This is a genomic window from Agromyces humi (assembly GCF_009720255.1).
GTDB classification, from domain to species: domain Bacteria; phylum Actinomycetota; class Actinomycetes; order Actinomycetales; family Microbacteriaceae; genus Agromyces; species Agromyces humi.
Map to the genome: position 1 here is coordinate 1 of NZ_WJSP02000189.1, position 7,035 is coordinate 7,035.

9 protein-coding genes and 1 pseudogene are annotated in these 7,035 nt (G+C 71.2%); 6 read left to right on the forward strand and 4 right to left on the reverse strand.

All coding sequences use genetic code 11. The features are described from left to right. The 3 genes and pseudogenes from GH736_RS14205 to GH736_RS14215 all read left to right on the forward strand — a co-directional run. Positions 1 to 354 (forward strand): annotated as a pseudogene (locus GH736_RS14205) (hypothetical protein); the annotation flags it as partial. A 3-nt stretch (positions 355 to 357) separates the two neighbouring features. Continuing rightward, positions 358 to 954 (forward strand): recombination mediator RecR, encoded by a 597-nt coding sequence (gene recR, locus GH736_RS14210; RefSeq protein WP_159604383.1) that lies wholly within the window; start codon positions 358 to 360, stop codon positions 952 to 954. Between the two features lie 61 nt (positions 955 to 1,015). Continuing rightward, on the forward strand, positions 1,016 to 1,375 hold the full coding sequence (locus GH736_RS14215; RefSeq protein WP_159604394.1) for a nuclear transport factor 2 family protein: 360 nt from the start codon (positions 1,016 to 1,018) through the stop codon (positions 1,373 to 1,375). Between the two features lies 1 nt (position 1,376). Here GH736_RS14215 and GH736_RS14220 read toward each other — a convergent pair whose 3' ends face one another. Next, positions 1,377 to 1,874, reverse strand: coding sequence for a hypothetical protein (locus GH736_RS14220; protein ID WP_159604396.1), 498 nt, complete (start codon positions 1,872 to 1,874; stop codon positions 1,377 to 1,379). A gap of 130 nt (positions 1,875 to 2,004) precedes the next feature. Between GH736_RS14220 and GH736_RS14225 the strand changes: the two genes are divergently transcribed. The 3 genes from GH736_RS14225 (at position 2,005) to GH736_RS14235 (ending at position 5,312) form a co-directional block, all read left to right on the forward strand. Next, positions 2,005 to 3,279 carry an aspartate kinase gene (locus tag GH736_RS14225; protein ID WP_159604398.1) on the forward strand — a complete coding sequence of 425 codons (1,275 nt, stop codon included), beginning with the start codon at positions 2,005 to 2,007 and terminating at the stop codon, positions 3,277 to 3,279. A 186-nt stretch (positions 3,280 to 3,465) separates the two neighbouring features. Next, complete coding sequence (locus GH736_RS14230; RefSeq protein WP_235934238.1) at positions 3,466 to 4,527, forward strand: aspartate-semialdehyde dehydrogenase; 1,062 nt, start codon at positions 3,466 to 3,468, stop codon at positions 4,525 to 4,527. Between the two features lie 80 nt (positions 4,528 to 4,607). After that, positions 4,608 to 5,312 (forward strand): SGNH/GDSL hydrolase family protein, encoded by a 705-nt coding sequence (locus GH736_RS14235; protein ID WP_159604409.1) that lies wholly within the window; start codon positions 4,608 to 4,610, stop codon positions 5,310 to 5,312. A 126-nt stretch (positions 5,313 to 5,438) separates the two neighbouring features. On the opposite strand, the gene GH736_RS14240 is transcribed toward GH736_RS14235, so the two are convergent. The 3 genes from GH736_RS14240 to GH736_RS24585 all read right to left on the reverse strand — a co-directional run bounded on the left by GH736_RS14240 (position 5,439) and on the right by GH736_RS24585 (position 6,809). After that, the gene (locus GH736_RS14240; RefSeq protein ID WP_159604411.1) at positions 5,439 to 5,822 is read right to left on the reverse strand and encodes a RidA family protein; all 384 of its coding nucleotides are present in this window, start codon (positions 5,820 to 5,822) and stop codon (positions 5,439 to 5,441) included. A gap of 89 nt (positions 5,823 to 5,911) precedes the next feature. Further along, a complete protein-coding gene (locus tag GH736_RS14245) occupies positions 5,912 to 6,643 on the reverse strand; it encodes an IclR family transcriptional regulator (RefSeq protein ID WP_159604413.1) in 732 nt (243 codons plus the stop codon). Position 6,644: 1 nt separating this feature from the next. Next, entirely contained in the window at positions 6,645 to 6,809 is a 165-nt protein-coding gene (locus GH736_RS24585; RefSeq protein WP_203230775.1) for a hypothetical protein, read from the reverse strand. Between the last annotated feature and the right edge of the window lie 226 nt (positions 6,810 to 7,035).

Sequence of the window (7,035 nt, forward strand, 5' to 3'; positions counted from 1 at the left end):
GCTCCCTCGTCGGCGCTCGGCGCGGGCGCGAGTTCGATCGCCGTGGCCGAACGGCCCGGTGCGGCGCCCGATGTCATCGACGACGTGCCTGACGATGCCGACGCGCCGCCCGAAGACGACGAGCCCCCGTTCGATCCCGGGCCCCCGCCAGACATCGACCTGGAGCCCGTGGTCCCGGCCGCCGCCCCCGTGCGGCGTGCGCCCCGGAGCAACGCGGCGCGCGGGGCCACCGCCTCGCCGCCGACCGACGGCATCCAGCGCTACGGCGAGGCCGTGGTGCGCGAGGTGCTCGGAGCGACGTTCCTCGAAGAGGTCGAGGCGCCCGCGCGCCCCGGCTTCGGGGAACGGGGGTAGCGCGTGTACGAGGGCATCGTCCAGGAACTGATCGACGAGCTCGGTCGCCTCCCCGGCATCGGGCCGAAGTCGGCGCAGCGCATCGCGTTCCACATCGTGCAGACCGAGCACTTCGACGTGTCGCGGCTCGCCGAGATCCTCACCGAGGTGCGCGACAAGGTGCGGTTCTGCGAGATCTGCGGCAACGTGTCGGAGCAGTCGACGTGCCTGATCTGCCGCGACCCGCGCCGCGACCCCGCGCTGATCTGCGTGGTCGAGGAGGCGAAGGACGTCGTCGCGATCGAGCGCACCCGCGAGTTCCGGGGGCTCTACCACGTGCTCGGCGGTGCGATCAGTCCGATCGACGGCATCGGGCCCGACGAACTCCGCATCCGCCAGCTCATGCAGCGGCTCGCCGACGGCACCGTCACCGAGGTGATCATCGCCACCGACCCCAACCTCGAGGGAGAGGCCACGGCGACCTACCTCAGCCGCCTGCTGACCACGCTCGAGATCCGGGTCACGCGCCTCGCCTCCGGGCTGCCCGTCGGCGGCGACCTCGAGTACGCCGACGAGGTCACCCTCGGTCGGGCGTTCGAGGGCCGCCGCGTCGTCGGCTGACCCTCACGGGAGGCGTACCGGGCCGGTTGTGGATGTCGGTGGCCCCGCGTAGAACGGAACCATGGCCACCACGGGTGAGGAATGGGTCGCGAACTACGTCGCGGCATGGAAGTCGAACGACCCCGAGCAGATCGGCGCGTTGTTCACCGATGACGCGGTCTACCTGACCAGTCCCGACTCGGAGCCGCGGCGTGGCCGCGAGGCGATCGTCGCGGGCTGGCTCGACGACCTCGACGAGCCGGGCACGTGGACGTTCGACTGGGACGTGATCCACGAGCACGACGGGTTCGCCGTCGTGCAGGGCCGCACGGAGTATCCGGCGGAGCGCGACTACATCAACCTGTGGATCGTGCGCCTGGCCGACGACGGCCGGGCCACGGAGTTCACCGAGTGGTACATGCCGAGGCCGCACGAGGGGTGAACTACCGCAGCACCTCGACGAGCACGACCCACGCCAGCACGATCGACGTGATCACGGCGAGCACCGAGCCGCCGGCCACGAACGCGAGCCCGGCGGCGGCCGAACCTGTCACCAGGAGCACGCCGCCGACGAGGAATCCGAGGAGCGGCAGCACCCCGACCGTCGCCTTCGCGAATCGCCCCCACTGCGAGGAGACGCGGTCCTTCGTGGCGAGCACCCGCATCGAGTGCACCTGGAACACGCCGGCGGCGACGGCGCCGGCCAGCACCTCCGCGCCGTAGAGCTCGACCGGCTGGCCGGGCACGAGGCCGAACGCCCCGGCGACGATGGCCAGCACGAGCGTGGCCACCGAGGCACCTGCCCGCGCCGGCAGCGTGGCCGACGCCATGATCGTCGCGATGTTCACCGACATGGCCACGATGAGCAGGCCCGCGAGCGCCGCCGTGGCCCCCACCATGGCCACGTTGAAGTCCTTCCAGGGTTCCAGCGCCTCCGACATGACCGCACTCTATCGGCGGCCCGACCGCCGCCGTCACATTGCCGGGGCCGTATACGCGCCGCCGTATGATGGTGCTTCCGGCCGCCGCACGAACGATACCCGGCGCCAGCGACCACCCCCGGGAGACCACGTGAGCTTGATCGTGCAGAAGTTCGGCGGGTCATCCGTCGCCGACGCGGAGAGCATCAAGCGAGTCGCCAAGCGCATCGTCGAGACCCGCAAGGCGGGCAATGACGTGGTGGTCGCCGTCTCCGCGATGGGTGACACGACCGACGAGCTCCTCGACCTCGCGACCGAGGTCACGCCGATCCCGGCGCCGCGCGAGCTCGACATGCTGCTCTCGGCGGGTGAGCGCATCTCCATGGCGCTGCTCGCGATGGCGATCAAGAGCATGGGCCACGAGGCGCGTTCCTTCACGGGCAGCCAGGCCGGCATGATCACGGATGCCACGCACGGCGCGGCCCGCATCGTCGATGTCACCCCGGTGCGGCTCCGCGAGGCGCTCGACGAGGGTGCGATCGTCATCGTCGCCGGCTTCCAGGGCTTCAGCCGCGAGTCGCGCGACATCACGACCCTCGGCCGCGGCGGCAGCGACACCACGGCCGTCGCCCTCGCCGCGGCGCTCGACGCCGACGTCTGCGAGATCTACACCGATGTCGACGGCGTGTTCACGTCCGACCCGCGCATCGTGAAGAAGGCCCGCAAGCTCGACCGCATCACCAGCGAGGAGATGCTCGAGCTCGCGGCATCCGGAGCCAAGGTGCTGCACATCAGGGCGGTCGAGTTCGCCCGGCGCCACGGCGTCACCCTGCACGTGCGTTCGTCGTTCAACAACAGCGAGGGGACGATCGTCTACGACCCCTCGCGTCTTCCCGAAGGAGCAGCAGTGGAAGAGTCCGTCATCGCGGGCGTCGCGGTCGACCTGACCGAGGCGAAGATCACCGTCGTCGGCGTGCCCGACGTGCCCGGTGTGGCCGCCAAGATCTTCAAGATCGTCGCGAACACCAACGCGAACGTCGACATGATCGTGCAGAACGTGTCGGCCGCGTCGACGGGGCGCACCGACATCTCGTTCACGCTGCCGAAGTCCGACGGCGAGCGGGCGCTCACCGCGTTGTCGAACTCGCAGGAGGCGATCGGCTTCAACTCGCTGCAGTACGACGACCAGATCGGCAAGCTCTCGCTCGTCGGCAACGCGATGCGGTCGGCGGCGGGGGTGTCGGCGCGGCTCTTCGAAGCCCTGTACGAGGCCGGCATCAACATCGAGATGATCTCCACGAGCGAGATCCGCATCTCGGTCGTGACGCGCGCCGACAGCGTGCACGCGGCCGCGCGCGCGGTGCACACGGCGTTCGAGCTCGACGGCGAGGACGACGCGGTCGTGCACGCCGGCACGGGCCGCTGACGGCGGGTCGTGGGCTGCGGCATCCGTCGATCGCGGATGCCACGGGGCACGACATCGTCGAAATCCGCTCCCTCGGCGGGGGAATCCTGCCAACGTTCCGCTGACGGCGGACGAGGGTCGCGGAGGCTGGGACAATGGAAGAACGCTTCCCGTCGGCTCGGCCGACCGGGTGATGGAGGAGACCACGTGGGCAACACCAACGGAGTGAACATCGGCGTCGTCGGCGCCACCGGCCAGGTCGGCGCCGTCGTGCGCCGCCTCCTCGAGGAGCGCGACTTCCCGGTCGCCTCGATCCGCTACTTCGCCTCGGCGCGGTCAGCGGGCTCGACCCTGCCGTGGAAGGGCCAGGACATCGTCATCGAGGATGCCTCGACGGCCGACCCGTCGGGCCTCGACATCGCGATCTTCTCCGCCGGCGCGACGCTCTCGAAGGCCCAGGCACCCCGCTTCGCCGCTGCCGGCGTCACCGTCATCGACAACTCGAGCGGCTGGCGCATGGACCCCGACGTGCCGCTCGTGGTCAGCGAGGTCAATCCGCACGCCATCGACGAGGCGCGCAAGGGCATCATCGCGAACCCGAACTGCACCACGATGGCGGCCATGCCCGTGCTGAAGGTGCTGCACGACGAGGCCGGCCTCGAGCGCCTCATGGTGTCCACCTACCAGGCCGTGTCCGGTGCGGGGCTCGCCGGCGGCGAGGAGCTGCTCGAGCAGGCGCGTGCCGCCGTCGCGCAGGACGCCATCCAGCTCGTGCACGACGGCCGCGCGGTCGAGTTCCCCGAGGCGCAGAAGTTCCCGCGCACCATCGCGTTCGACGTCATCCCGCTCGCGGGCTCGATCGTCGACGACGGCGACCTCGAGACCGACGAGGAGAAGAAGCTCCGCAACGAGAGCCGCAAGATCCTCGAGCTGCCCGGCCTGCGCGTCGCCGGCACGTGCGTGCGCGTCCCCGTCTTCACGGGCCACTCGCTGTCGATCCACGCCGAGTTCGCCAATCCGATCACGCCCGAGCGCGCGACCGAGCTGCTGGCGGATGCCCCGGGCGTCGCGCTCTCCGACGTGCCCACGCCGCTGCAGGCCGCCGGCACCGACCCGAGCTACGTCGGTCGCATCCGCCAGGACCAGAGCGCGCCCGACGGCACGGGCCTCGTGCTCTTCGTCTCGAACGACAACCTGCGCAAGGGCGCGGCGCTGAACGCCGTGCAGATCGCGGAGCTGGTGGCGGCGAAGCTGCCCGTCGCCGTCTAGCCGGCGCGGCGCGGCATCCGCTCGCTCGCGGGTACCGAACCACGTTCATGGACGCGGGCAGCAGCGGTCGGCTTCGACGGATGCGGCGGGCAGCACGGGCGATCGCGGTGCTCGCCGCCGCGGCATCCGTCGCGCTGCTGGCCGCGTGCGGCAGGCCTGCGTCGTCGGCGCCCGAGCAGGCGGCATCACCGTCTCCCGGACAGGTCGTCGCCGCCTTCTACGGCGACTCGTACACCCGCGGCACGGGCGCGAGCGCGCCCGAGCACCGCTGGTCCAGCATCGTGGCCGCTGAGCGGGATTGGTGGGAGTTCAATCCCAGCGTCGACGGGCTGGGATTCGTGAACCACCGGGAGCCGGGTCCGGAGGGCCAGGGCGCGACGGGCGTCGATCTCGTCGACCAGATCGTCGGACACGAGCCGGCGCCCGACCTCGTCGTCGTCACGATGGGGCTGAACGACAACTTCTCGATGCCGTCGCGTGCCGATGACATCGAGGCGGCGATCGGCGTCGACCTCGAGCGGCTCAGCCGCGAACTCCCCGAGGCGCGACTCGTGGTCGTGGAGCCGTTCTGGTACACCGACGAGAGGCCCGACTCGGTCGAGCAGATCATCGGGTGGGTCGAAGCGGCCGCCGACGAGGTCGGCGCGGACTACATCGGGGGCGCGTCGCACTGGCTCGAGGGGCACCCCGAGTGGATGGCGGCCGACGGCATCCACCCGAACGACGAGGGCTACGCCGAGCTCGCGCGCCGCATGGACGCCGAGCTCGAGCGGCTCGGGCTCTGAGGCCCGAGAAAACACAGGAGAATCGGCGTCATGACGCCCACATGGCAGTCAAGGGCCCGATTCTCCTGCGTCCTCATTGCACCCGGCCGTCCCGCTCCCGCGCCGCGGGGCAGGCCCGCCCCCCCGTCAGTCCTGCGGGAGCGCCGCCACCACGTCGATCTCGACGAGGATGTTCGCCAGCCGCGACCCGACCGTGGTGCGTACGGGGTAGGGCTCGGTGAAGAACTCGGCGTAGGCGACGTTGTACTCGGCGAAGTCGGCGAGGTCCTCGAGGTGCGCGGTCACCTTCACGACGTCGTCGAACGTGAGGCCGTACTCGGTGAGCACCGCGCCGATGTTGCGGAGCACCTGGCGGGTCTGCTCGGCGGCGCCGCCCTCGACGACCTGGCCGGTTGCGGGGTCCTGCGGGCCGAATCCGGCGGTGTAGAGGAAGCCGTTGGCGACCACGCCGTGGCTGTAGGGCCCGGCGGGCTTGGGGGCGTTCGAGAGCGTGACGGCGGTCTTGGACATGGTTCCTCCGGTGTTCGGTTCGGTTTCGGTTCGGTGGTCGGTCGGGGCTGGGGTGACGGATGCCGCCGGCGCGCGCCCGCGGCATCCGCTCACCCGATCTCGTCGGCGATGGCGTCGGCGGCCTCGCGCAGGGCCGGCAGGAAGGTCTGCAGTCGTTCGAGGTCGGCCACCATGCGCACCGCGCTGACGGAGATCGCCCCGACGACGCCGAGCGAGCTGCGGATCGGCACGGCGATGCAGTTCACGAACGGCTCGAACTCGCGGTCGTCGACCGCCCAGCCGCGCTCGGCCACGACGGCGAGCTCGCGGTCGAGCTGGTCCCGGGTGGTGATGGTGTGCTCGGTGTGGCGCTCCCAGGTCACGCCGCCGAGCACCGCGTCGCGGCCGGCCGCGTCAAGGTCCGCGAGGATCGCCTTTCCGACTGCGGAGCTGTAGGGGATCACGGCCTTGCCGACGCGCGAGTACATGCGCACCCCCGCCTCGTCCTCGGCCTTGTCGACATAGACGATCGAGCGGTCCATGAGCGCCGCGAGGTGCACGGTGTTGCCGGTTCGTCGGTGCAGGCGCCGCACGTGCTCGGCGCCGGCGTCGCGCAGGTCGAGCGAGTCGAGGGCCTGTCGCGAGAGCGCGGCGAGGCGGGTGCCGAGGGCGTAGCGGCCGCTGCCTCGGCGGCGGACCCAGCCGACCTCCTCGAGGGACTGCAGCTCCCGGAACATCGTCGACCGGTGCAGGCCGAACGACTCGGCGAGCTCGGCCACGGTGCGCGGGTCGGCGGCGATCGCGTCGATGATGCGCGCGGCGCGGGTCACGCTCTGCGACATGTCAGACCTCCTCGGGGTTCGGCGACGGACGCGATCTGCGGATGCCGCGACCGGGCGTCGCCCCGGTGAGCTCGCCGCCCGCCAGCACCGGCACGCCGGCGACGAGCACGTCGTCGATGCCCTCCGCGAGTGCGAGCGGCGCGTCGTAGGTGGCGCGGTCACGCACGCGGTCGGGATCGACGAGCACGAGGTCGGCGACCCAGCCCGGACGGAGTCGCCCGCGGCGGCCGAGCCCGAACCGGTCGACCGCGCGCGTGGAGACGAGCGCCGCGGCATCCGTCTCGTGTGCATGCAGTCAGGGTACGCGAGGCACGAGAATGACCCGCGTTCGTAATCCCAGCTTCATGCGCGCTGGTTACAGTCACGACATGGGGAGAACACCGATGAAAGCC